The following is a 24,350-nucleotide window of genomic DNA, read 5'->3' as shown; positions in this document are numbered from 1 at the left end:
AAATGCTTAGCCACACCTTTTTTGGGGTTTTACACAAATATCAAAAGAAATAATGAGTTTTTATATATGGTTAGCATAAAAATAACATCGCAATTCTTATAAATTGCTAAATTATTGGGCATTTTATTAAATAAAACCCAATAACAAACTTTAAATCAAAAGCTTAATTATTTTTTCTTTGCAGCAGGTTTGCGCTTAGTTGCTTTTTTCTTTGGAGTTTTAGCTTCAATAATAACTTTTGCTTCATCCAAAGTCATTTCAGAGACATCAACCGTCTTAGCCAATTCAACTTTTATTTTACCTTTTAAAACATTATGTCTACCCCATCTCGCTTTTTCTACCCGAATACCTTCTTCTTCCCAGTTATGAATAACTTTATCAATTTCCTTCTGAATCTTCGTTTCGATAAGTTCTATAATATCATTATCGGATAAATTATCCCAATCGTATTTCTTGTTGACGTTAATAAACATATTGTTCCATTTAATAAATGGCCCAAAACGCCCTTTTCCTTTTTGAACAGGTAAATCCTTATACATATATATAGGAGCATCTGCTTTTTGTTTTTCCTTTATTAAAACAATAGCTTCATCTAACTCAACACTTAACGGATCAACTCCTTTAGGAAGTGACACAAATGCCGAACCAAATTTTACATAAGGACCAAAACGACCGTTATTAACTTGTATATCTTCACCTTCATAAGTACCTAAACTTTTAGGAAGTTGAAATAAGTTCATAGCTTCCTCATAAGTAATTGTATTTAATTGTTGGTCTGGGCTTAAACTTGCAAACTGAGGCTTTTCTTCATCGTCTACTGTTCCTATTTGAACCATAGGCCCGAACTTGCCTAAACGAACACTTACTTGTTTGCCGGACTTTGGGTCTGTACCTAAAACACGTTCGCCAGATTCTCTTGCAGCATTTTCTTTAACATCTTCAACTTGAGGGTGAAACTCCTGATAGAAAGTTTTCATCATTTTAGTCCAATCTTCTTTTCCATCTGCGATGTCATCAAAATCAGATTCAACCTTAGCTGTAAAATTATAATCAAGAATGTATTCAAAATGATTCACTAAAAAGTCGGTAACGATCATACCAATATCCGTTGGCACAAGCTTTCCTTTATCAGAACCTACTTTTTCAGTTAATTCTTTATCTCTAACTATGCCATCTTTTAATGTAAGTTGCAAATAACTTCTTTGCTCTCCTTCAACAGAACCCTTCTCAACATAGTTTCTATTTTGAATAGTTGAAATAGTTGGCGCATACGTTGATGGACGTCCAATACCAAGTTCTTCTAATTTTTTCACTAAAGATGCTTCGGTGTAACGCGATGGCGGCCTTGTGTAACGCTCGGTAGCGGTTATATAATTATTAAGGAGCGCTTCATTTACTTTTAAAGCAGGCAACATGCCTTCTTGTTCTTCATTCTCATCATCGGTTCCTTCTAAATATACTTTAAGAAATCCATCAAATTTAATTACTTCACCATTTGCACTAAAATTGTTATTATGTGAAGAAGCACTAATTTTTACATTCGTCCTTTCTAATTGCGCTTCACTCATTTGAGATGCAATTGAACGTTTCCATATTAAATCATATAAACGAGCTTGATCATAATCAATATCTACAGAATGTACGGCAAAATTAGTTGGTCTAATAGCCTCGTGTGCCTCTTGAGCTCCTTTAGATTTTCCTTTATAATTTCTTGGATTGCTATATTCTGAACCAAAAGAACTTTTAATTTCGGCTTCGGCACCTTTTCTGGCCTCATCCGATAGGTTAACACTATCTGTTCTCATATAAGTAATTAAACCAGATTCATAAAGGCGTTGTGCCATAGTCATGGTTTTGCTCACTGAAAAATATAATTTTCTAGCCGCTTCTTGCTGTAAAGTAGATGTTGTAAATGGTGCAGCTGGCGATTTCTTTGCTGGCTTTTTCTCTAAGTCTGCAACTTTAAATGAAGCCGATGCATTTTGCTCTAAAAATTTCTGAGCTTCTGCTTTTGATGAAAAGTTCTTCGGAAGTTTCGCTCTAAAGGTTTGTCCGTTTTCATTCGAGAATTCTGCATCTATTCTATATGATGCTACAGGCGTAAAATTTTGAATATCACGCTCTTTTTCCACAATTAAACGCACAGAAACCGATTGAACACGACCTGCCGACAAGCCACCTTTTACTTTACGCCATAAAACAGGCGACAACTCGTAACCAACAATTCTATCTAAAACACGACGTGCTTGTTGTGCATCTACCAAGTCATAATCAATACTCCTTGGATTCTCTATGGCTTTTTGAATAGCTACTTTAGTAATTTCGTGAAAAACAATTCGTTTTGTTTTATCCTTATCCAATTTCAATGCTTCAGCTAAATGCCATGCAATTGCTTCTCCCTCACGATCCTCATCACTAGCGAGCCATACCATTTCTGCCTTTTTAGCTAAATCTTTAAGTTTTTTAACAACTGCTTTTTTATCTTTTGAAACTTCATATTTCGGTTTAAAATCACCTTCTACATCTACTCCTAATTCCTTAGAAGGGAGATCCGATATATGCCCAAAGCTAGATTCAACTTTAAAATCTTTTCCTAAAAATTTCTCTATTGTTTTTGCTTTTGCTGGTGACTCAACGATTACTAAATTCTTTGCCATGAATGGTTTTTTGTGGGTACAAATGTATATGAAAAAAAGTTTAACTTCCTAATTAAATACATTTCCACCTCGATTTTGAAACAAAAAAAACCTGTATTTATAGCAATAAACACAGGCTTTTACAATTTGAAATAAATTTTTATTCTATTGGAGTTCCTATTTCTTCAATGGCGTCTGTATTATCAAAGCCAATAGATTCTTTATATATAAAGTAAGCAGGTAAGTATGTAAATGAAGCCGTAACTAGGACTCCTATAAAGCACATTATCATACCAACTAATTGTGCCAAAATTCCAGCAACTATCATAAGCCCAAAAGTTAATAGCCACTTTTTATTACCAAGTTTAAATCCAACTTTCACAATATCTGACGCTTCTAAATCTGGGTTAAATGCATAAATAACATTCATTAACGCTATTGGCACCATTACATATATTATTGGAAGAACACATAATAATGTTGCAACGAGCGCAATACCAAAAGTCATAGCTGCTAGTTTTATTGTTTTTCCCAAATAAGGTTTTTTGAAGAAATAAAAATAATCATCTTTAGAAGCTTCATCGAAATCCTTGAATTTGCAAATTCTATAAAATGCAGATTTCAATCCGAAGCCTATTACCATTGCAAAAAATGAAAACACCAACATAAAAAGATAAAAAGGTACTAAAAAAGCAAGTTCAGGTTCACCACCCCCTGCCATAGCATCAGGATCAAGAATACCCATTGCAATTAAAGGTAAATACATTATGATATAAAAAGGCAGCATTAAAACAAAAGTTAATAACAACATAACTAAGCCTTGAAGCCATACCTTTTTAAACAACTCGATAGATTTATTGAAAATATCTCCAAAATCAAGATCTTTGGCATTTTCGATTTTATTTAATAACCCTTCAATAGTACTCATAATATAATATTTTATGTTGATTCGTTTTTCAAAGTAACACTATTCAAAATGATTTTCAAAATTATTAGTATTTAATATGACACTTTGTCATAAAACACAAATAAATTGTATCTTTGCATGCTTATTGACCCGCATTTGTTCAAGCACATTATGGAAAAGATTATTGACGAAAAAAAACAAGGCGAATCACTTGTTTTAGAACAAAAAAAAGAAAATACACGTAAACTTTTTATAGAAAGCTACGGGTGTGCTATGAATTTTAGTGATAGCGAAATTGTAGCATCTATATTAACTAAAGAAGGTTTCAATACAACTCAAAATTTAGAAGAAGCCGATTTAGTTTTAGTGAACACATGCTCAATCCGGGATAAAGCGGAACAAACTGTTAGAAAACGTTTAGAAAAGTATAATGCTGTAAAAAGACAGCACAATCCTAAAATGAAAGTTGGTGTTTTAGGTTGTATGGCAGAGCGCCTTAAAAATAAATTTCTTGAAGAAGAAAAAATTGTTGATTTGGTAGTAGGTCCAGATGCTTATAAAGATTTACCAAATTTACTAGCCGAGGTTGATGAAGGCAGAGATGCTATTAACGTTATTCTTTCTAAAGAAGAAACCTATGGCGATATATCACCAGTACGTCTAAATACAAACGGCGTTACAGCGTTTGTATCAATAACTAGAGGCTGCGACAACATGTGTACCTTTTGTGTAGTCCCTTTTACTCGAGGCCGTGAACGTAGTAGAGACCCACAAAGTATTTTAGAGGAAGTTAACGACCTTTGGAACAGAGGTTTCAAAGAAATAACCCTTTTAGGACAAAACGTAGATAGTTATTTATGGTATGGTGGCGGATTAAAAAAGGATTTTGTTAAAGCTAGTGATATCCAAAAAGCGACTTCGGTAAACTTCTCTAAATTATTAGAGTTATGTGCAAAAGCACAACCTAAAATGCGTATTCGTTTTTCTACATCTAACCCACAAGACCTTACCATAGATGTTGTTGAAACCATGGCAAAATTCAATAATATATGTAATCATATTCATTTACCAGTTCAAAGTGGTAGCGACCGCATTTTAAAGGAAATGAATCGTTTACATACGCGAGCTGAATATATGGCGTTGATAGATAATATTCGTCAAATCATTCCTAATTGTGCCATAAGCCAAGATATGATTGTTGGATTTCCTTCTGAAACTGAAGAAGATTTTCAAGACACCATATCCTTATTGGAATATGTAAAATATAATTTTGGTTACATGTTTACGTATTCTGAGCGCCCAGGGACATTAGCCGAACGTAAGTTGGAAGACGATGTTCCCGAGTCAACTAAAAAGAGACGACTTGCCGATATGGTAGAGCTTCAACAAAAGCACAGTGGCGAAAGAACTAAGGAGTATTTGAAGAATATAGTTGAAGTTTTAATTGAAAAAGAATCAAAAAAATCGAAAGAACAATGGTCTGGTAGAACCCCGCAAAACATCGTGGTTGTTTTTCCAAAAGAACACTATAAAATAGGTGATTTTGTTAACGTACAGACGCACGATTGCACAACAGCAACCTTAATTGGGGCTGCAATCGGGTATTCTGAAAACAATTAAATAATGTCAAAATTTGACTTTAATAACAAAACATTTTCTCTGCTAGAGAATTCAGAAAATGGAAAAGTAAATTCTGAAACACAGTTTAAGTATAAACAAGAGGGCGACTTGGTTAGTGCAGATTATTCTGGAGGCACCATTAAATTTGGAAAAATAATTGGGCACCTAAACAACAATAAACTGAATATGTTATACCAATGTATAACAACAAAAAACGAATTAAAGGCTGGAAAGGCAATAGCTAAAATTAGCCTAACAGAACACAACAAAATAAAACTGAAGTTAGACTGGGAATGGTTAGATGATAGTGATGAAAAGGAAACTTCAGAATATATTGAACATTAAAAACTAGATTTCTGTTCTTACAGGAATGACAAATTATGGAATCAATACAAGCTATAAAACAACGATTTGGTATTATTGGGAATACGCCAACATTAAATCGCGCTATTGAAAAAGCCATTCAAGTAGCTCCTACAGATATTTCGGTTTTAGTAACCGGTGAAAGTGGCGTTGGGAAAGAAAGTATTCCTAAAATTATTCATCAAATATCACATAGAAAACATAACAAATACATTGCAGTAAATTGTGGTGCTATACCAGAAGGCACAATTGACAGTGAGTTATTTGGGCACGAAAAAGGTGCTTTTACAGGTGCTACACAAACAAGAAACGGATATTTTGAAGTGGCAGATGGTGGCACTATTTTCCTAGACGAAGTTGGCGAACTTCCATTAACAACACAAGTTAGATTGTTAAGAGTCTTAGAAAACGGTGAATTCATAAAAGTAGGTTCAAGTAAAGTACAAAAAACAAATGTTCGTATTGTAGCAGCTACCAACGTGGATATGCTTGAAGCTATTCAAAAAGAAAAGTTTCGCGAAGACCTTTATTATAGATTAAGCACCATAGATATTCATTTACCACCGCTACGTGAAAGACGTGATGATATTCATCTATTATTCAGGAAATTTGCGAGTGACTTTGCCCTGAAATATAAAATGCCAACGGTTAAATTAACCGACAATGCTATTCTATTACTTATTAAACATAGGTGGAGCGGGAATATTAGACAATTACGTAACATAGCCGAACAACTATCTGTCCTTGAGCAAAATCGTACCATAAGTGCTTCAACACTTCAAGGTTATTTACCTGCTTCGGCAGGAACGAATTTGCCAGCAGTTATAAAAACATCTAAGTCTGAAAGTGACTTTAGCAGTGAACGCGAAATACTTTATAAAGTTCTTTTCGATATGAAAAGTGATTTGAATGATTTGAAAAAGCTCACCATGGAGCTTATGAAAACAGGTAACGCTAAAGAAGTTGAGAAAGATAACGAAGGGTTAATTCAAAAGATTTATGGTGGTGACAACGAAGATGAATTAGATTTTGAAGAAAGTATTTCTGAACCTGAGGTTTTATCAATTCCGGAGCATACAGCCCCGAATGAAGACATTATAAACTCACAAGACAAATATCACTTTGCAGAAGAGATAGAAGAGGAAGAAACATTATCCCTTCAAGATAAGGAATTAGAATTAATAAAAAAATCGCTTGAACGTCACAGCGGAAAACGTAAATTAGCAGCAGCAGAATTAGGTATTAGTGAACGCACATTATATAGAAAAATAAAACAATACGATTTATAGTTAATCGTTATTTAGGTTAATCCTAAAACTCTGTGAGAGCATGTTAAATAAGATGAACAAAATAAAATATTTCTTTTTTTTACTAGTAGCAACTGTAATTCTTGTTAATTGTAAAATTCAATACGGTTTCACACAACCCAATTCAATTGAAGCGGACACCTTTCAAGTTATTCGTTTCGAAAACAATGCCACGTTGGTTGAACCAGGGCTAGAAAGAGATTTTAAAATAACTCTAGAAGATTTAATTCAAAATCAAACCAATTTAAATTTAGTTTCATCAAATCCAGACTTGGTATACGAAGGCGAAATTAGTGAGTATAGAATTTCGCCAACCACCTCTACTTCTCAAAATACAGCGGCACAAAACAGGTTGACTATTTCGGTTAAAATTAGTTTTTATAATAGAAATAAAGAAGAAGATAACCTAGAAAATAAGTCCTTCTCTTTTTTCTACGATTACCCAGGAAACGCGCAACTTATTGGGTCACAAAAAGCAACCGCCCACGAAGAAATACTAGATAGATTAACCCAAGACATTTTTAATGCAACCCTAGCTAGATGGTAGAAAAAAGTAATGATTTTACATACATACTTCAGCATCCGCAGTCTATAACACACGAGCAGACTGAAGAGGTGAAATCTATTATTGACACCTATCCATATTTTCAATCAGCACGTGCTGTTTACCTTAAAGGTTTAAAAAACCAGAGTAGTATTAAATACAATGAGGAACTTAAAACGACCGCTGCTTATACTACTGATAGAAGTATTTTATTCGATTTTATAACATCAGACAGTTTCATACAAAATGAAATTTCGCAGTTTATCAAACAAAATACAGCACATTTAAAAGATATAAATGTAAATGTTGAGGAAATTTCAATTAACAAAAGTGTCGCAATTGATGAAGCGCTTAAACAACAAATTCAAGAAACACAAGGTGTATTGGACCCTGCGCTTTTCGAACCTAAAGATATCCTTCCTAAAAAAACAGTTGCTTTTACATTAGACGAATCAAAACTTATTGAAAACGTCACTGAAGAAACTAGAACACAAGAAGCCACAGCAGAAGATATTTTAAGTTTAGGCAAACCTCTGCAGTTTGATAAAAGTGAAACACATTCTTTTAACGAATGGCTAAAATTGACACGTTTTAAACCAATTGACAGATCAAAAAACACAAAAACAGAAAGTTTAGAAACAAAAGAGCAAGTTTCCCAAGTATCTGAAAAGGCAAAAAAATTTCAATTAATAGATAAGTTTATTGCTAAAAACCCAAAGATAAATCCATCCAAATCTCCCACACCAAAAGGCAATTTAGCGAAGGCACAAATGATACAACCTGAAGCGTTAATGACAGAGACTTTAGCGCGTATTTATGTTGAGCAAAAAAACTACAAAAAAGCAATTCAATCTTATAAAATTTTAAGTTTGAAATATCCAGAAAAAAGTGGTTTCTTTGCAAACCAAATTAAGGCAGTAGAACAATTACAAGAACAAAATAATAAAGAATAATGAGTACGTTTACAATATTTTTAGCACTTATAGTAGTAGTAGCATTTTTGCTAGTAGTTGTAGTGATGGTACAAAACCCTAAAGGAGGCGGATTATCGTCGTCTTTTGGAGGAGGAGGCACACAACAATTAGGAGGTGTAAAGAAAACAACAGATTTTCTAGACAAAAGCACATGGACTTTAGCAACACTTTTGTTAGTTTTAATTTTACTTTCAAATGTAGCTATTAACAGAGGCTCTGAAAATGTGGATTCTAAAGCATTAGACCCAGATGCTGCAATAACGCAGCCATTGCCAGCAGTTCCTACCGATGCAGGCACAACAACTTTACCAGAGGCAACAACAGCAACTGACTCTGCACAATAATTGTGCTTCATAAAAAAACAAAAAATGCCAACTTATACGAGTTGGCATTTTTTGTTTCTGAAAGTTTGTCAGTTTCATACTATTGGCACATTTTTAGTATAACGCTTAAGCGTTAAATTAAATTTTTAAATCAAAAATATAAACAATGGCATTAAACATTAAACCATTAGCAGATCGTGTTCTTATTGAACCCGCTGCTGCTGAAACAAAAACAGCTTCAGGAATTATTATTCCAGATAACGCTAAAGAAAAACCTCAAAAAGGAACTGTAGTAGCTGCTGGAAAGGGCACAAAAGACGAACCTATTACCGTAAAAGTTGGAGATACTGTTTTATATGGTAAATATGCAGGAACAGAACTTAAGCTTGAAGGTAACGATTATTTAATCATGCGTGAGAGTGATATACTAGCAATTATTTAATTGCTATTTTTCATTTCCGTGCAGACGGAAATCTCATCAAGCAAAACTAGATTATTATTAAACAGATTTCCGCCTTCGCGGGAATGACAAAAAAATATTTAAAAAATGGCAAAAGATATAAAATTCGATATTGATGCGCGCGACGGATTAAAACGTGGCGTTGACGCATTAGCAAACGCAGTAAAAGTAACATTAGGCCCTAAAGGACGTAACGTAATTATTAGTAAAAGTTTTGGCGCACCTCAAGTAACTAAAGATGGTGTTACTGTGGCTAAAGAAATTGAGTTAGACAACCCACACGAAAACATGGGTGCGCAAATGGTAAAAGAAGTTGCTTCAAAAACCAACGATTTAGCTGGTGATGGTACCACAACTGCAACAGTTCTTGCACAAGCTATTGTAAAAGAAGGCTTAAAAAATGTAGCTTCAGGAGCAAACCCTATGGATTTAAAGCGTGGTATTGATAAAGCGGTAGAAGCGATTACTAGTGACCTTAAAAAACAATCTAAACAAGTTGGTAATTCTTCTGAAAAAATAAAACAAGTTGCTGCAATTTCTGCAAATAACGATGATACTATTGGCGAGTTAATCGCTCAGGCATTTGGAAAAGTTGGAAAAGAGGGTGTTATTACTGTTGAAGAAGCAAAAGGTATGGAAACATACGTTGATGTTGTTGAGGGTATGCAATTCGACAGAGGTTATTTATCCCCGTACTTTGTGACAGATGCTGACAAAATGATTGCAGATTTAGAAAATCCGTACATATTATTATTTGATAAAAAGATTTCTAACTTACAAGAAATTCTTCCAATATTAGAGCCAGTTGCTCAATCTGGTCGCCCATTATTAATTATTGCTGAAGATGTAGATGGTCAAGCATTAGCGACTTTAGTAGTTAATAAATTACGTGGTGGACTTAAAATTGCAGCTGTAAAAGCTCCAGGATTTGGAGATAGACGTAAAGCAATGTTAGAAGATATTGCCATCTTAACAGGAGGAACTGTTATTTCTGAAGAACGCGGATTTACTCTTGAAAATGCAGATTTAACTATGTTAGGCACTGCAGAAACTGTTACAGTAGATAAGGATAACACAACTATTGTAAACGGTGCTGGAAACGCAAAAGACATTAAAGCACGAGTTAACCAAATAAAAGCTCAAATTGAAACAACTACTTCAGATTACGATAAAGAAAAACTTCAAGAGCGTTTAGCTAAGTTAGCTGGAGGTGTTGCTGTACTTTACGTAGGTGCTGCAAGTGAAGTTGAAATGAAAGAAAAGAAAGATCGTGTTGATGATGCTTTACATGCTACAAGAGCTGCCGTAGAAGAAGGTATTGTTGCTGGTGGTGGTGTTGCATTGGTTAGAGCTAAGGCAGTATTAGAAAAAATTACAACTGAAAATTTAGACGAAACTACTGGTGTTCAAATAGTGAATAAAGCTATTGAGTCTCCATTAAGAACTATTGTTGAAAATGCAGGTGGCGAAGGCTCTGTAGTAATCAATAAAGTTTTAGAAGGCAAAAAAGACTTTGGTTACGATGCTAAATCTGAACAATATGTAGACATGCTTAAAGCTGGTATTATTGATCCTAAGAAAGTAACACGTATTGCTTTAGAAAATGCTGCTTCTGTTGCTGGTATGATTCTAACAACTGAGTGCGCTTTAATTGATATTAAAGAAGATGCTCCTGCAATGCCTCCAATGGGAGGCGGTGGTATGCCAGGAATGATGTAGTGCAAAGCTTCAACATCATAATTATAATAAAAAAATGCCTCAATTGAAATTGAGGCATTTTTTTATTCAGAAATTTTAAATTATTTATGTTTTAAGGCGTACGTAAAATCTTTTCCATTTTTCTACCTCTAGCCAATTCATCTATCAACTTATCCAAATATCTACATTGTTTTGTTAAAAGGTTATCGATTTCCTCAATTCTATATCCACAAATAACACCTTTAATTAATTCTGCATTTGGATTAACATTAGCTTCTTGGAAAAACTGCTCAAATGTTACTTTTCGGTCAATCAGCTCTTGTATTTTAGCATCGTCAAAACCTGTTAACCAAGTAATTACCGTATGCAACTCTTCTTTTGTCCTTCCTTTTTTCTCAACTTTATTGACATAATGTGGATAGACTGAAAAAAATTTCATCGTTCTAACACGCTCATTGTGTTCAGGAGTTGTTTTCATAATATTTTTTAATATACCTAATTATCTTCTTTTTCCTAGCCCTTATGATCATCCTGCACATCTTCGTCGCGATACTTGCAGCAAGCGTGTACTGTTGCATAAGCTTCATCGGTTGCTTTTAAATCTTGAACATCATGACCAGCTGCTAAAACTTGATTTTTAATAATTTCGGAATTTGTTTTACGAGCGTCGTAAATTAGATTTAATTGATGGGTATCAATATCCCAGGTCGCAAACTTAACACCCTTAGTGTTTAAACATGCTTTTTCAATTCGTGCTTTGCACATACCGCACACACCATCTACTTCCATAGAAGCTTTGGCGTTTTTATTTTGAGCGAATGTTGCTGTTCCAATGAGCATTAATGCTACAATAATTATGTTTTTCATATTTGTCTGTTTTTTAAGATGCTTCGACTGCGCTCAGCATAACTGTTGTTTGTAATTGTCAGGTCGAGTAATTTTGGTTTTATAAAATTGCATTCAGACCTTTATTTTTCTGGATACAATTTCAATATCTTGAAATCACTTGAAGTGACGTTCATTTTTATTTTATTTTAAATCTCAAACCCGCATAATACATACTTCCAAAAATTGGGCCATATACAAAAGTAGAATCAAAATTCGCACCAAAAGGGTCATCGGCTCCCAAAATAGGATTTGGTTGTCTCACATTTGTAATATTTTCACCACCTAAATATACTTCAAATTTTGGAGAAAATACTTTTGTTATTTGCGCATTTAACGTTGCTACTGTAGGTGTTCTCTCTGGTAATTGATATTGTGCAGGGTTATTTATTGTCGATGTGTAACGCTGGTCGCTTAACCAATTAAATGTAGCATCAAACTTCCAACGTCCTAGCTGCCCTTCATCTTGATGTGTTTTATATCCAACATTAGCAAACACACGATTTTTTGGTGTTAATGATTTTTCTAATCGCCCTGAGTTATAATCAGTTTTAACATCGTAATACTTATAAGCCATTCTTAAATCGAAATATTCAAATGGATTATAATTAAACTCTACTTGGAAACTATTAGCGTAACTTTTCCCGTCAAGATTATAAAAATTTATTTCCTGTGGATTTTCCCAATCTACAACTACCTGATTTGTGAAATCGGTTTTGTAAAAATCTAAAGTGATATCTGCTTTTCTTCCGAATAAATTAAATCCTTGCAAATATGAAACCCCATAATTCCATGCAATTTCAGGGTCTAAGCCATAAATATTCCCGCCAGAATTTAGAATATTAATTTGTCTTGATGTAGCAAATAGTTGCTGATTTTCAGTAAAAATATTGGCACTACGCTTACCTCTTCCAAAGGACGCTCTAAAAGCTGATTTACTCCATGGTGAATAGCGCACATGAACACGGGGCGTTATAAAAGTCCCTAATAAATTATGATGGTCTATTCGAATTCCTGCAGTAAAGTTTAAAAGCTCCAAATTGTCAAAACTATATTCAAAAAACCCACCGACCGAATTTTCGGTTCTTTCGTAATCTGTTGTATTTACCAGTTCGTCATAATGGTCGTAGGTATAACTTATTCCCGTTTTTATTTTATGTCTAGAATCGCTGATTATAGAATTATAAATAGCATTGGCATATAGACTATTATGTTGTATATCATAGATATTTAATCCAAAATATGAGTCTTGTTTATGACTGCTAAACGCGGTTTGAACACCAAGACTTTGCCAAGGAACCTCAGGGTTTACATAACCAAATTTACCAGATAATTCGTAGCGTCTCGTATCAATTTCACTCCCCCAAGCATTCATGGTAAGTTTATCTATATCTGGATTAAAATTTAGCTCACCCATTTGTTTTTTATCATTTAAAAATTTTAAATTAATGAAACTTACAAATCCATTTTGAGTATCTATGTACTGCCAGCGATTCATAAGATTAATTTGGTTAAACAAGGGCATATCCAAAAAACCATCGTTATTCACATCATGCTTTTTGTTATGTGTGTTTCCGTGCACGTACAAACCAGTATGCCATCTATTGCTCACTTTGTTATTGAAGTGTGTGTTTAACTCCAAACGTTCATTGGTTGCCCCATATAGGTTAACAAATAATTTGTCGTCTGTTGAAGGCTTAACGAGTTCAGCATTAATCTGTCCTGCAATACTTTCAAAACCGTTCACTACTGAACCAGCACCTTTAGTGATTTGAATACTTTCCACCCAAGTTCCTGGTATAAAACTTAACCCATAAGCCTGAGATGCACCTCTAATAGACGGAATATTTTCAGTAGCAATTAAAATATAGGGACTTGTAAGCCCAAGCATTTTAATTTGACGTGTTCCTGAAACCGCATCGGCAAAATTAACATCAATTGATGGATTCGTTTCAAAACTTTCAGATAGATTACAACAAGCAGCTTTCAACAATTCATCGCTACTAACTGTAATTACATTTTGAGCCTTTAAATAAGATTTAGCTGTTGCCTGTTTTCTAGAAGTGACCGTAATTTGATCCAAATCACTAGTAGGTTGTAACCAATGATGCACCATCTTTTTAGGGTCGCTAATGGTTAATGTGTCTGTTTTAAAGCCTACGTAGCTAATCACCAATTTTTCATACTCTGGCTTATAGGAAAGCTTAAACTTTCCATCAATATCTGTAACTGTTCCTACAGTTGTATCTAACCAATAGATATTAGCTCCTACTAAGCCTATATGTTCGTTTTTTTCGTTCGCTTCCATAATCATACCTGTAATCTTATCTTGAGAAGACATAAGTATAGGAAGCAATAGTATTATATAAAATATATTTTTCATTTAATTGTAAGTTTTTATGAGCATAATAATTGCCATAACAATCATGACACTATTTTCAATAAAAGTCGCTTTTGTCATTGGGAGTTTTAATGCAGTACCCAGACAAGCACATTGAATATGGTTTTTAATTAGTAGTGTTTTGGTAACTCCAATAGTTGTGAGTCCTAAAATAACAAGAGTAATAATCAAGGCTAGTGAAATTTCAAAACGCATTAAAAACATAATTCCTAATGTAATTTCTATGAATGGATAGACCCATGCATAAACAGGAACTACCTTAGCCAAAGGATCGTACATTTTAAAAGATTCTGGAAAACCTTTTAAATCTAAAAATTTAAAAAAACTAAAGACAACGTAGAACAAACCCATAAAATCGAGCATAAATGCTTCTCCGTTCCAAGGGTTATAGTTTAATAATATTGAAGCCCCAATAATAAAAAAGAAAATTAAAAATAGTGGAAACAATTGTTGCAACTCACTTTTTTTCTCTTGAACTAATGTATCAGTAGTTTGAAAAATATTCTTTTCAGAAATTTTATACTTCCCTGAAATAGCATTTTGTAAAGTTTCGACAGAAATGTGTTTAGACATTTCTATTTGAGCTTCAGCTTTTTCTAAATTGACCGTTACATCGGTAATACCTTCTAAACCGCTTAGCTTATTTTCTACTGAAGTTTTACAGCCATTACAGGTCATTCCTGTAACTGTATATGTATGTTTCATGATTATTGTAATTATTAATTTGTGTTATGTAAAAAGAAATAGGTTCCTGTTTTCATAGGAATCACTTAACATAAATTAATAATTCAAATTAAAAAGACTTCATCCAAAACTTGTATGTCTTGAATTAAATTGGGTGGAGAATAATCTTTATGAGGAATGATCTGCTTTGGCAAACCTTCAAATAAATTAATGCACGAGTAAGTGTAAGCATTTAAAAACTGTTGCTGTTCAAAATCTAAATCCTCAAAAGAATTAAACTTCAATTCATCTTGACCTTTTAGAACATCCACTTCATCTTTACAACATGACTTCTTTTGCTTCATTTCCATAGCTTCCATGGCACATTTTTCAACATCTGTAAAAACAGACACATCTACTAAAACATCACCACAAAAATGCTTTTCTACAGTAAAAGATACCGTAGAAAACAAAACCATTAATGCCAGAAGCATTGAAAAACTTTTATGAAACAATTGTTTTATCACGATACAAAAGTACAAAAAATCGAAATGGTGGTGATTAATTTATTAAATGATTAACATTTACTTTTTAAGTTTATGGTAATAAAAAGCTGGTAATAAAACAAACAATATAATAGGTTGAATAAGAAAACGACGCACATTAAAAAACATGTAATAGTCTTCTTGACGTGGATTTACAACGAAATAAAGATAAATGACAAGCAATATAATTAATGCCATTAAATATATAAACGCAGCAAATTTAATCATGCTTTTATCTTTAAAAATAACGTACAAAACACCTAAAGAAATAATACAGTTAAGTGTATATCTAAGCGTTGTAAATAAAGTCAATTTAAAAACCTCCCTTCTAGGGTTATCTAGGTACAGATAATCATTTTGAAAAAAGACAAGGTAGGGATCGTAGAAAAGTTCGTTTTCAAAAAATCGAATTAATATCAACAGCCCAAATAATAAAAAAAGAAGTAAATATTTTATGTTTCGATTCATATTCTTCTCATTTTAGAAAAACGATTTACCCAAATTATCCAAAGTATAAAAACGATACCATAAATTATAGCTGGGAAAATTACGGTATGTAAAATTTCTCTACGCCAAGGGTAGTGATACATTCCAATTGATAGAATAACAATTCTGAATAAATTAACCACATAAATTAAAACGCTTCCTGACAACAAAAAGACTATAGTTTCTTTTAATTTGCCTGAAAAAGCAATAATGAAAGAAGCAAACAAGATAACAACACTTATTGAGTTACATCCTTCAATTACACGTGCTAAATATTTACCATTGATTAGTAATTTCATGGAAGGTTCGTCTTGATGAGGGATAACCTCAGCATCATACCCAAAACCACGTATTAGTAATTCTGTTTGCTTTGAAACCAGATTTGTAATATAATCTGGATAAAATCTTGAGCCTATTGAAGCTTTTAAATAAAACTGATACAACAATGAAAAGATGATGTACACCAATAAAAATGTAAGAATGAATTTAATAACCGACTTGTATTTTACAAAGAGTGCTTTCAAAAAGTATTATTAATTTTATTCATAACTCAATATCGAAATTACGCCTTTTTAAATACTTTTGCCAAAACTTTCTTATTTATGATTTTTGAACAACTCAAACCGCAAGTAGAAACTATTGTTTTAAAGGCTACAGAAACAGTCGAGACGCGCTTAGAAAATATATGCAAATTACTTGAAGCTCATGTTGATTATTATAATTGGGTAGGCTTTTATTTTAAAAATAGTGATAAAGAAGAATTACTTTTAGGCCCTTATGTAGGTGAACCAACAGACCACACCATAATTCCTTTTGGTAAAGGTATTTGCGGACAAGTAGCTGTAAGTAATGAAAATTTTGTTGTCCCCGATGTCTCTGCCCAAGATAATTACATTGCCTGCAGCATCACCGTTAAAGCTGAAATTGTCGTACCCATTTTTGTAAATGGAGAAAACATTGGACAGATAGACATAGATTCCAATACACCTGACCCTTTTACTGAAGCTGATGAACGTTTTTTAGAGTTTGTTTGCAAAAAAGTTTCTTCAATTTTGTAGTTGTTAACAACTTTGCTTTTTCGTTAAAAAATCGCATCCATTTTTAAGATTTCCACACTTGTTTTTTCAAGGAAATAACTACTTTTGCCATTATTTAGAAATTTCAGCTTAAATCGCTGAATAACAAGCATAATTTCATTCCAAAAAGGAGCATTTTATTCACAACACAAATTAATAATGAGCAACGAAAAAATTATTAAATCGGCATTAATATCTGTATTTAGCAAAGACGGTTTAGAGCCTATTGTAAAAGAACTAGACAAACAAGGTGTAACAATATATTCTACCGGTGGCACAGAAAAATTTATTATTGATTTAGGCGTAAACGTTGTTCCTGTTGAAGATGTGACTTCTTATCCTTCTATACTTGGCGGACGTGTAAAAACCCTGCACCCAAAAGTATTTGGTGGTATTTTAAATAGACAAAACCATGATGGTGATGTTGCAGAATTAGAAGCATACGAAATTCCACAAATAGATGTTGTGATTGTTGACTTATATCCATTTGAAAAAACGGTAGCTTCTGGTGCTAGTAACCAAGATATTATTGAAAAAATAGATATAGGCGGTATTTCCTTAATCCGTGCCGCAGCTAAAAATTATGCAGATGTAATTTGTGTATCATCAGTTGATGATTATGCTGAATTTTTAGAATTAATTTCTAAAAATAATGGAACTATTTCTGAAGAAAACAGAAAACGTTTTGCAGGTAAAGCGTTTAATGTGTCTTCTCATTATGATACCGCTATTTTTAACTACTTCAACAAAAATCATGATGAAGCTGTTTTAAAAATTAGTGAAACCAATGGTAAAGCTTTACGCTACGGTGAGAACCCTCACCAAAAAGGATTTTTCTTCGGGAATTTTGATGAACTATTCACAAAACTTCACGGAAAAGAATTAAGTTATAATAACCTTTTAGATGTTGACGCCGCTGTTAATTTAATGCTAGAATTTAAAAATGACGCACCAACATTTGCCATTTTAAAACATAACAATGCGTGCGGACTGGCACAACGCGAATCATTACACCAAGCTTATGTAGATGCTTTAGCTGGAGATCCAGTTTCTGCGTTTGGAGGTGTTTTAATTAGTAACAAAGAAATTGACAAGGCTACCGCTCAAGAAATTCATAAATTATTCTGTGAGGTTGTAATCGCGCCTTCTTTTAATCCTGAAGCACTAGAAATATTAAAAGGAAAGAGAAACAGGATTTTGTTAGAAATTCACGATGTTGATATGCCTGCTACAAACGTTAGAAGTTGTTTAAATGGTGTTCTGGTTCAGGATAGAAACAACATAACTGATAAAGCAGAAGATTTAAAAACGGTTACAAATATTGCACCAACCAATGCTCAAATTGAAGATTTATTATTTGCATCAAAAATTTGCAAGCATACTAAATCAAACACCATTGTTTTAGCGAAAAACAAACAATTATGTGCGAGTGGCACTGGACAAACTAGTCGTGTTGATGCATTAGAGCAAGCTATTCACAAAGCGGGCACTTTTAAATTTGATTTAAAGGGAGCTGCTATGGCAAGTGATGCTTTTTTTCCGTTCCCAGACTGCGTTGAAATTGCTAAAAATGCTGGCATTAATGCTGTTATTCAACCAGGAGGTTCGATTAAAGACCAGCTTAGTATTGACTATTGCAATGAAAATGATGTGGCGATGGTAATGACTGGAACGCGTCATTTCAAGCACTAAAATTTCTTTCAAAATTAATATAATTTCAAACCATCCAAAAAAGATGTTTGAACGTATAAAAGAGTAATGAATTTTGTTAAATATCTGTAGCATTTATGTCGCATATATTTATCAACTTTTATTACATTTACAAGATTAGTTTTTAAACCTCTTAAACCAGTTATAGCACATGGGCTTTTTTGACTTCCTAACAGAAGATATTGCAATAGATTTAGGTACTGCAAACACACTTATTATTCATAACGACAAGGTTGTTGTAGATGCACCTTCCATAGTAGCAAGAAATAGAGCTACAGGAAAGATTATTGCTGTTGGACAGGAAGCTAGTTTAATGCAAGGAAAAACTCATGAAAACATCAAAACAATTCGCCCGTTAAAAGACGGTGTAATTGCTGATTTTGATGCTTCTGAACAAATGATAAGTATGTTTATTAAAAACATACCTGCTTTGAAGAAAAAGTTTTTCACACCAGCGCTTAGAATGGTTATTTGTATCCCATCTGGTATTACTGAAGTAGAAATGCGCGCGGTAAAAGAAAGTGCAGAACGTGTTAATGGAAAAGAGGTGTATTTAATACATGAACCTATGGCTGCTGCGATTGGTATTGGCGTAGACATCATGCAACCTAAGGGAAACATGGTAGTAGATATAGGTGGTGGTACTACAGAAATTGCAGTTATTGCTTTAGGTGGCATTGTATGCGACAAATCGGTTAAAATTGCAGGTGATGTATTTACCAACGACATTGTTTATTACATGCGAACTCAACACAATTTATATGTTGGTGAACGAACTGCTGAAAAAATTAAAATCCAGATTGGTGCTGCAACTGAAGATTTAGAATTACCTCCAGAAGACATGAGTGTTCAAGGGCGTGATTTATTAACTGGAAAACCTAAGCAAGTATCTATTTCATACCGCGAGATTGCGAAGGCCTTAGATAAATCTATTTTAAGAATTGAAGATGCTGTAATGGAAACTTTATCGCAAACACCGCCAGAATTAGCTGCGGATATTTATAATACAGGTATCTATTTAGCAGGTGGTGGATCTATGTTACGCGGATTAGACAAAAGGCTATCTCAAAAAACGGATTTACCCGTTTATATTGCGGAAGACCCTTTACGTGCTGTAGTAAGAGGGACTGGAATAACACTTAAAAATTTACCTAAATACAAAAGTGTATTGATAAAATAAAGGCATAAATAGGTTCAATTCATGCAACAGATTATAAACTTTATTATAAGAAACAAAACCTTTCTGTTGTTCTTGTTACTCTTTTCTATTTCTATTTTATTTACGATTCAATCACATTCTTATCATAAAAGTAAGTTTATAAATTCGGCGAACTTTTTAACAGGCGGCGTTTATAATTCTATAAATAATATTAGTTCCTATTTCAATTTAAAATCTCAAAATCAGCAATTAGCAGAAGAGAATAATAGGCTAAGAATGGTTTTATACGGTACAGAAAATAAGAAAGACTCTGTTTATTTTGACAGCATACAGTTTGCAAGTTTGTATAAATTCACCCCAGCCAATATTATAAAGAATAGCTACTCTTCTACAAATAATTTACTCACCCTCAATAAAGGGGCAAAAGACAGTATCAAACAAGATTTTGGTGTTATTAGTTCAAAAGGAATTATAGGTATTATTGATAGAACTAGTAATGGTTACGGTACGGTTATTTCGGTACTTAATACTACAAGTCAAATTAGCGCACAATTAAAAAAAACCAATCATTTTGGAACGCTAACTTGGAATTCTGAATCACCAGAGTTGGTTCAATTAATAGATATCCCTAAAATAGCACCAGTACAAGCAGGTGATACAATTGTTACATCTGGGCGCTCTTCTATTTTTCCTAAAAATGTTTTAATAGGAGTTATTGAAGATTTCAAATTAGACCATGCCGAAAATTTTTACGAAATAAACGTGCGGTTGTTTAATGACATGACCAATCTAGAGCACGTATACGTGATACAGAATATTGATAAACCAGAAATAACAAAATTACGAGATGAATAATGTTGTTTCCTTAAATATTATTAGGTTTATAATTCTTGCTCTAACACAAGTATTAATTTGCAATCACATTAATTTCTTAGGATATATAAATCCGTATATATACATCCTATTCATCATTTTATATCCACTAAAAAATAATAGAATGCTCTTTATTTTCTTGAGCTTCTTGTTAGGACTAACTGTCGATTTATTTTTAGATTCAGGTGGCATTAATGCAGCAGCGGCATTGTGTATTGCTTATGCTAGACCAGTAGTTCTCAAATTCTCCTTTGGTATGCAATATGAGCATCAAACCATGAAATTTAATGCAGTAGAATTTGGGTCTAAGTTTACATACATCACTATAATGACTGTTTTGCATCATATAATTTTGTTTTCTTTAGAAATATTTAGTGCTTCTCGAATACTTTTAGTCCTTCAAAAAACGTTATTCTCAAGTATATTTACCATCATACTGTGTTTATTATTAAGTGTTATTTTTAGTCGAGAAAACAAATGAGAAAACTTCTTCTTTTCTTATCTGTCATTGTTGTTGGTCTTATATTTATTGTGCGATTATTTTATCTGCAAGTTTACAACTCTAGCACTCTTAATTTGTATGAAGACAATGCTATTAGAAAGGTATATGATTATCCGAAACGTGGTTTTGTTTACGACAGGAATGGAGAGCTCCTAGTAGCCAACCAACCATCTTACGACGTCATGGTTATACCTCGTGAGGTAGAACCTTTAGATACACTAGAGTTTTGTTCATTACTGAAAATTGATAAGGAAAAATTTATCAAAACCTATAATAAATGCTATCGATACTCTCCCAGATTACCTTCCGTTTTTGTTTCTCACCTATCTAAGGAAGACTATGCCGTTCTTCAGGAAAAAATGAGAAAATATGAAGGGTTTTATATCCAAAAACGTTCGTTAAGACACTACGAAACTTCCATTGGAGCCAATGTTTTGGGCGATATTGGTGAGGTAAATAATGCTATAATAAGGAAAGACCCATATTACAGAATGGGAGACCTTATTGGCAAACAAGGTGTTGAAGCTTCTTATGAAAATACGCTTCGAGGTGTTAAAGGTATTAAGTTTATTCAAAAAGACCGATTTAACAGAAATATTGGTCCGTATAAAGAAGGTGTATTCGACACCATCCCCGAACAAGGCAAAGACATTACTATAACCATTGATGCTACTTTACAGGCTTACGGCGAGCTTTTAATGCAAAACAAACGAGGCGGTATAATTGCTATAGAACCTAGTAGTGGTGAAATACTTACAATGGTTTCTGCCCCTTCTTACAACCCAAATATATTAGTGGGTAGAGAACGTTCTAGAAACTTCACAAAGCTTTATAACGATACTATTGCTAAACCTCTATTCGATAGAAGTTTGAAGGCTCAATACCCACCAGGGTCTCCTTTTAAAGTTTTAAATGCACTTATTGGCCTACAAGAAGAAGTGGTGACTACTCAAGACAGGTTTAGTTGTAGAATGGGGTATTATTTAGGAAGCAGAAGGTTAACGGGTTGTCATCATCATTCAAGTCCTTTGAGTATGACAGATGGCATTGCGCAATCATGCAATGCCTATTTTGCCAATGTCTACAGACGTATCATTGATAAATATGAGAAGCCCTATGACGGTATGAATACTTGGAGTAATCATGTGAAGAGTTTCGGTTTAGGGAATTATTTAGGCTACGATTTAAAAATTGGTAATAAAGGACGTATTCCAGATGGTGATTTTTATGACAGATGGTATGGCAAAAACAAATGGGCATCAACGTATAACATCTCGAATGCCATTGGCCAAGGTGAAGTTGAAGCTACACCTATACAATTAGCTAATATGATTACTGCAATTGCTAATAGAGGGTACTTTTATACACCTCATATTATAAAAAATATTGATGGTGAAACCATAGACGAAAATTACACGACTCCAAAACAAACTACTATAGACAAACATTATTTCGATCCTGTCGTACAAGGAATGTTTGACGTATATAACAAAGGTACTGCCGCAACACTGCGTGTAAAAGACATTGAGATTTGCGGTAAAACAGGTACTGCTGAGAACTTCATGAAAATTGATGGTGTAAAAACACAGCTAACAGACCATTCTATTTTTGTTGCTTTTGCGCCCAAAGACAATCCTAAAATTGCTTTGGCAGTATTTGTAGAAAATGGTTACTGGGGAAGTCGTTTTGCAGGAAGAATTGCTAGTTTAATAATAGAAAAATACATCAAAGGAGATATAACAAGAACAGATCTGGAAGAATGGATTTTAAGACATAGTCTAGAAAATGAATATGCAAAACCTTATATCGGAGAACCATTTAGAATAAATGGTGAGACAACCATCCAAGTGGTTGAAGAGACAGAATACAATCGGCTTAAAAAGCAATTAAATAAAATCAATAACAAGAAAAATTAATGGTTAGAGAAACCAATAAATATTTTAAGTTCGATTGGATTACCATAATCTTGTTTCTATTATTGGTTGGTTTTGGTTGGTTAAATATTTTATCGGCGTCACATACTGGAGACACCATAGACTACTTTAATTTTTCACAACCTTACGGGAAACAACTCGTATTTATACTCTTAACTTTTGGGTTAATTGTTATCATGCTCTCTATTGAAGCAAAGTTTTATGAGCGTTTCTCGAGTATTATTTATATTATTTCCATGCTTTCTTTGGTTGGTCTTTTCCTTTTTGGAAAAAACGTTAATGGAGCAACTTCATGGTATGCGATTGGAGGAATGACCATACAACCCAGTGAATTTGCTAAAGCAGCCACAGCATTAGCAGTTGCTAAATATGTGAGCGATTTAAATACAGACATTAAACGCTTAAAAGATCAAATACAAACTTTTATCATTATAGTTATCCCTGCCATTTTGGTGCTCCTACAAAACGACACTGGAAGCACTATAGTTTATGCAGCTTTCTTCTTTGTTTTGTATAGAGAAGGTTTACCTAAAATCTATTTAAACCTAGCTGTCATGGCCATTTTATTATCGGTCTTTTCATTAAAATTTGGAGCAATTATAACATCCGTAACATCCATCATTTTAATAATTACTTATCATTTTTTAAGCAAAAAGAAACCTCCTATTTTACAATCACTCTCTATGCTTTTAATGTGTATTGGGTTAACAGTTGGTGTTAAATTTTTCTATCAAAGTATTTTACAGCCGCATCAGCAAGACCGTATTAGCTTATGGTTACGTTTGGAAAAAGACCCAGTTAAATTAGAGCAGATGAAAAAAACATTTGCTTATAATCTTAATGAATCTGAAAAAGCAATAAGCTCAGGTGGTTTTACAGGTAGAGGTTTTTTAGAAGGTACTCGAACAACTGGAAAATTCGTTCCAGAACAACATACCGACTACATTTTTAGCACAGTTGGTGAAGAGTGGGGATTTCTTGGAAGCGCTTTAGTTGTTATTATTTTTGTATTGCTTATAATCCGTATTTTACATTTGGCAGAACTTCAAAAATCGCAGTTTAGTCGAGTTTATGGTTATGGAGTCGCAGCAATCATTTTTATGCACTTTCTAATAAATATTGGTATGGTGATGGGATTAATCCCTACCATTGGTATTCCATTGCCTATGTTTAGTTATGGTGGCTCTGGACTGTGGGCATTTACTATTTTACTTTTTATATTTATCAAACTTGATTCTAACAGAATTAATGAATGGTAAGTTGCTAAGCGACATTTAATTATTT

General features: G+C 33.3%; 24 protein-coding genes. 15 read left to right on the top strand and 9 right to left on the bottom strand.

The genetic code is table 11. The features are described 5' to 3' along the window. Window positions 1–167 precede the first annotated feature (167 nt). Window positions 168–2,657: a type I DNA topoisomerase gene (gene topA / locus AC2D6V_RS07220; protein WP_484647376.1), complete on the bottom strand. Its 2,490-nt coding sequence runs from the start codon at window positions 2,655–2,657 to the stop codon at window positions 168–170. A 139-nt stretch (window positions 2,658–2,796) separates the two neighbouring features. Further along, the gene (locus tag AC2D6V_RS07215; RefSeq protein WP_484647375.1) at window positions 2,797–3,564 is read right to left on the bottom strand and encodes a hypothetical protein; all 768 of its coding nucleotides are present in this window, start codon (window positions 3,562–3,564) and stop codon (window positions 2,797–2,799) included. A gap of 150 nt (window positions 3,565–3,714) precedes the next feature. Between AC2D6V_RS07215 and miaB the strand changes: the two genes are divergently transcribed. From miaB to groL, 8 genes are all read left to right on the top strand, one after another. Continuing rightward, entirely contained in the window at window positions 3,715–5,163 is a 1,449-nt protein-coding gene (gene miaB / locus AC2D6V_RS07210) for a tRNA (N6-isopentenyl adenosine(37)-C2)-methylthiotransferase MiaB (protein WP_484647374.1), read from the top strand. 3 nt (window positions 5,164–5,166) lie between these two features. Then, a complete protein-coding gene (locus AC2D6V_RS07205) occupies window positions 5,167–5,508 on the top strand; it encodes an avidin-fold protein (protein ID WP_484647373.1) in 342 nt (113 codons plus the stop codon). 35 nt (window positions 5,509–5,543) lie between these two features. Beyond that, entirely contained in the window at window positions 5,544–6,815 is a 1,272-nt protein-coding gene (locus tag AC2D6V_RS07200) for a sigma 54-interacting transcriptional regulator (RefSeq protein WP_484647372.1), read from the top strand. A 52-nt stretch (window positions 6,816–6,867) separates the two neighbouring features. Continuing rightward, window positions 6,868–7,380, top strand: coding sequence for an LPS assembly lipoprotein LptE (gene lptE / locus AC2D6V_RS07195; protein ID WP_484647371.1), 513 nt, complete (start codon window positions 6,868–6,870; stop codon window positions 7,378–7,380). Then, complete coding sequence (locus AC2D6V_RS07190) at window positions 7,374–8,330, top strand: hypothetical protein (RefSeq protein ID WP_484647370.1); 957 nt, start codon at window positions 7,374–7,376, stop codon at window positions 8,328–8,330. The genes lptE and AC2D6V_RS07190 overlap by 7 nt, the downstream gene beginning before the upstream one ends. Beyond that, the gene (gene secG, locus AC2D6V_RS07185) at window positions 8,330–8,695 is read left to right on the top strand and encodes a preprotein translocase subunit SecG (protein WP_484647369.1); all 366 of its coding nucleotides are present in this window, start codon (window positions 8,330–8,332) and stop codon (window positions 8,693–8,695) included. Before AC2D6V_RS07190 ends, secG begins: the two co-directional genes overlap by 1 nt. Before the next feature lie 145 nt (window positions 8,696–8,840). Continuing rightward, window positions 8,841–9,116, top strand: a complete 276-nt coding sequence (locus tag AC2D6V_RS07180; protein ID WP_298237867.1) for a co-chaperone GroES — start codon at window positions 8,841–8,843, stop codon at window positions 9,114–9,116. Window positions 9,117–9,221: 105 nt separating this feature from the next. Next, window positions 9,222–10,853 (top strand): chaperonin GroEL, encoded by a 1,632-nt coding sequence (gene groL, locus AC2D6V_RS07175; RefSeq protein ID WP_484647368.1) that lies wholly within the window; start codon window positions 9,222–9,224, stop codon window positions 10,851–10,853. Between the two features lie 91 nt (window positions 10,854–10,944). Here groL and AC2D6V_RS07170 read toward each other — a convergent pair whose 3' ends face one another. From AC2D6V_RS07170 to xrtF, 7 genes are all read right to left on the bottom strand, one after another. After that, entirely contained in the window at window positions 10,945–11,310 is a 366-nt protein-coding gene (locus AC2D6V_RS07170; RefSeq protein ID WP_484647367.1) for a DUF2200 domain-containing protein, read from the bottom strand. A 35-nt stretch (window positions 11,311–11,345) separates the two neighbouring features. Beyond that, window positions 11,346–11,699: a heavy-metal-associated domain-containing protein gene (locus tag AC2D6V_RS07165; RefSeq protein WP_484647366.1), complete on the bottom strand. Its 354-nt coding sequence runs from the start codon at window positions 11,697–11,699 to the stop codon at window positions 11,346–11,348. Between the two features lie 157 nt (window positions 11,700–11,856). Next, complete coding sequence (locus AC2D6V_RS07160) at window positions 11,857–14,100, bottom strand: TonB-dependent receptor (RefSeq protein WP_484647365.1); 2,244 nt, start codon at window positions 14,098–14,100, stop codon at window positions 11,857–11,859. Then, complete coding sequence (locus AC2D6V_RS07155) at window positions 14,101–14,823, bottom strand: heavy-metal-associated domain-containing protein (protein WP_484647364.1); 723 nt, start codon at window positions 14,821–14,823, stop codon at window positions 14,101–14,103. Between the two features lie 83 nt (window positions 14,824–14,906). Then, a complete protein-coding gene (locus AC2D6V_RS07150) occupies window positions 14,907–15,305 on the bottom strand; it encodes an HYC_CC_PP family protein (RefSeq protein WP_484647526.1) in 399 nt (132 codons plus the stop codon). Window positions 15,306–15,365: 60 nt separating this feature from the next. Then, a complete protein-coding gene (locus tag AC2D6V_RS07145) occupies window positions 15,366–15,794 on the bottom strand; it encodes an exosortase F system-associated membrane protein (protein WP_484647363.1) in 429 nt (142 codons plus the stop codon). Continuing rightward, window positions 15,791–16,336: an exosortase family protein XrtF gene (gene xrtF / locus AC2D6V_RS07140; RefSeq protein ID WP_484647362.1), complete on the bottom strand. Its 546-nt coding sequence runs from the start codon at window positions 16,334–16,336 to the stop codon at window positions 15,791–15,793. The genes AC2D6V_RS07145 and xrtF overlap by 4 nt, the downstream gene beginning before the upstream one ends. 78 nt (window positions 16,337–16,414) lie before the next feature. On the opposite strand from xrtF, the gene AC2D6V_RS07135 reads away from it, so the two are divergent. The 7 genes from AC2D6V_RS07135 to rodA all read left to right on the top strand — a co-directional run bounded on the left by AC2D6V_RS07135 (window position 16,415) and on the right by rodA (window position 24,325). Beyond that, window positions 16,415–16,870 carry a GAF domain-containing protein gene (locus AC2D6V_RS07135; RefSeq protein ID WP_484647361.1) on the top strand — a complete coding sequence of 152 codons (456 nt, stop codon included), beginning with the start codon at window positions 16,415–16,417 and terminating at the stop codon, window positions 16,868–16,870. A gap of 177 nt (window positions 16,871–17,047) precedes the next feature. Next, the gene (purH, locus tag AC2D6V_RS07130; protein WP_484647360.1) at window positions 17,048–18,580 is read left to right on the top strand and encodes a bifunctional phosphoribosylaminoimidazolecarboxamide formyltransferase/IMP cyclohydrolase; all 1,533 of its coding nucleotides are present in this window, start codon (window positions 17,048–17,050) and stop codon (window positions 18,578–18,580) included. 169 nt (window positions 18,581–18,749) lie between these two features. After that, the gene (locus AC2D6V_RS07125) at window positions 18,750–19,778 is read left to right on the top strand and encodes a rod shape-determining protein (protein ID WP_298237856.1); all 1,029 of its coding nucleotides are present in this window, start codon (window positions 18,750–18,752) and stop codon (window positions 19,776–19,778) included. A 21-nt stretch (window positions 19,779–19,799) separates the two neighbouring features. Beyond that, the gene (gene mreC, locus AC2D6V_RS07120) at window positions 19,800–20,612 is read left to right on the top strand and encodes a rod shape-determining protein MreC (RefSeq protein ID WP_484647359.1); all 813 of its coding nucleotides are present in this window, start codon (window positions 19,800–19,802) and stop codon (window positions 20,610–20,612) included. A gap of 142 nt (window positions 20,613–20,754) precedes the next feature. Next, window positions 20,755–21,111 carry a rod shape-determining protein MreD gene (locus tag AC2D6V_RS07115; RefSeq protein ID WP_484647358.1) on the top strand — a complete coding sequence of 119 codons (357 nt, stop codon included), beginning with the start codon at window positions 20,755–20,757 and terminating at the stop codon, window positions 21,109–21,111. Then, entirely contained in the window at window positions 21,108–23,048 is a 1,941-nt protein-coding gene (locus AC2D6V_RS07110) for a peptidoglycan D,D-transpeptidase FtsI family protein (protein ID WP_484647357.1), read from the top strand. The genes AC2D6V_RS07115 and AC2D6V_RS07110 overlap by 4 nt, the downstream gene beginning before the upstream one ends. Next, window positions 23,048–24,325 (top strand): rod shape-determining protein RodA, encoded by a 1,278-nt coding sequence (gene rodA, locus AC2D6V_RS07105; protein ID WP_484647356.1) that lies wholly within the window; start codon window positions 23,048–23,050, stop codon window positions 24,323–24,325. The genes AC2D6V_RS07110 and rodA overlap by 1 nt, the downstream gene beginning before the upstream one ends. Window positions 24,326–24,350 lie beyond the last annotated feature (25 nt).

The organism is Algibacter sp. YIN40 (assembly GCF_057219435.1).
The sequence above is the reverse complement of the archived record's forward strand: the minus strand, read 5'-3'. Positions and strand labels throughout refer to the sequence as shown.

What these genes read in the sequence shown, in the direction of transcription:
- AC2D6V_RS07205 (WP_484647373.1), top strand. Translation starts at nt 5,167, where the DNA reads ATGTCAAAATTTGACTTTAATAACAAAACATTTTCTCTGCTAGAGAAT.
- AC2D6V_RS07125 (WP_298237856.1), top strand. Translation starts at nt 18,750, where the DNA reads ATGGGCTTTTTTGACTTCCTAACAGAAGATATTGCAATAGATTTAGGT.
- lptE (WP_484647371.1), top strand. Translation starts at nt 6,868, where the DNA reads ATGAACAAAATAAAATATTTCTTTTTTTTACTAGTAGCAACTGTAATT.
- AC2D6V_RS07165 (WP_484647366.1), bottom strand. Translation starts at nt 11,699, where the DNA reads ATGAAAAACATAATTATTGTAGCATTAATGCTCATTGGAACAGCAACA.
- AC2D6V_RS07135 (WP_484647361.1), top strand. Translation starts at nt 16,415, where the DNA reads ATGATTTTTGAACAACTCAAACCGCAAGTAGAAACTATTGTTTTAAAG.
- AC2D6V_RS07170 (WP_484647367.1), bottom strand. Translation starts at nt 11,310, where the DNA reads ATGAAAACAACTCCTGAACACAATGAGCGTGTTAGAACGATGAAATTT.
- AC2D6V_RS07155 (WP_484647364.1), bottom strand. Translation starts at nt 14,823, where the DNA reads ATGAAACATACATATACAGTTACAGGAATGACCTGTAATGGCTGTAAA.
- AC2D6V_RS07145 (WP_484647363.1), bottom strand. Translation starts at nt 15,794, where the DNA reads ATGAATCGAAACATAAAATATTTACTTCTTTTTTTATTATTTGGGCTG.
- secG (WP_484647369.1), top strand. Translation starts at nt 8,330, where the DNA reads ATGAGTACGTTTACAATATTTTTAGCACTTATAGTAGTAGTAGCATTT.
- topA (WP_484647376.1), bottom strand. Translation starts at nt 2,657, where the DNA reads ATGGCAAAGAATTTAGTAATCGTTGAGTCACCAGCAAAAGCAAAAACA.
- AC2D6V_RS07115 (WP_484647358.1), top strand. Translation starts at nt 20,755, where the DNA reads ATGCTCTTTATTTTCTTGAGCTTCTTGTTAGGACTAACTGTCGATTTA.
- miaB (WP_484647374.1), top strand. Translation starts at nt 3,715, where the DNA reads ATGGAAAAGATTATTGACGAAAAAAAACAAGGCGAATCACTTGTTTTA.
- groL (WP_484647368.1), top strand. Translation starts at nt 9,222, where the DNA reads ATGGCAAAAGATATAAAATTCGATATTGATGCGCGCGACGGATTAAAA.
- AC2D6V_RS07160 (WP_484647365.1), bottom strand. Translation starts at nt 14,100, where the DNA reads ATGAAAAATATATTTTATATAATACTATTGCTTCCTATACTTATGTCT.
- AC2D6V_RS07190 (WP_484647370.1), top strand. Translation starts at nt 7,374, where the DNA reads ATGGTAGAAAAAAGTAATGATTTTACATACATACTTCAGCATCCGCAG.
- AC2D6V_RS07110 (WP_484647357.1), top strand. Translation starts at nt 21,108, where the DNA reads ATGAGAAAACTTCTTCTTTTCTTATCTGTCATTGTTGTTGGTCTTATA.
- AC2D6V_RS07200 (WP_484647372.1), top strand. Translation starts at nt 5,544, where the DNA reads ATGGAATCAATACAAGCTATAAAACAACGATTTGGTATTATTGGGAAT.
- mreC (WP_484647359.1), top strand. Translation starts at nt 19,800, where the DNA reads ATGCAACAGATTATAAACTTTATTATAAGAAACAAAACCTTTCTGTTG.
- rodA (WP_484647356.1), top strand. Translation starts at nt 23,048, where the DNA reads ATGGTTAGAGAAACCAATAAATATTTTAAGTTCGATTGGATTACCATA.
- purH (WP_484647360.1), top strand. Translation starts at nt 17,048, where the DNA reads ATGAGCAACGAAAAAATTATTAAATCGGCATTAATATCTGTATTTAGC.
- AC2D6V_RS07215 (WP_484647375.1), bottom strand. Translation starts at nt 3,564, where the DNA reads ATGAGTACTATTGAAGGGTTATTAAATAAAATCGAAAATGCCAAAGAT.
- AC2D6V_RS07180 (WP_298237867.1), top strand. Translation starts at nt 8,841, where the DNA reads ATGGCATTAAACATTAAACCATTAGCAGATCGTGTTCTTATTGAACCC.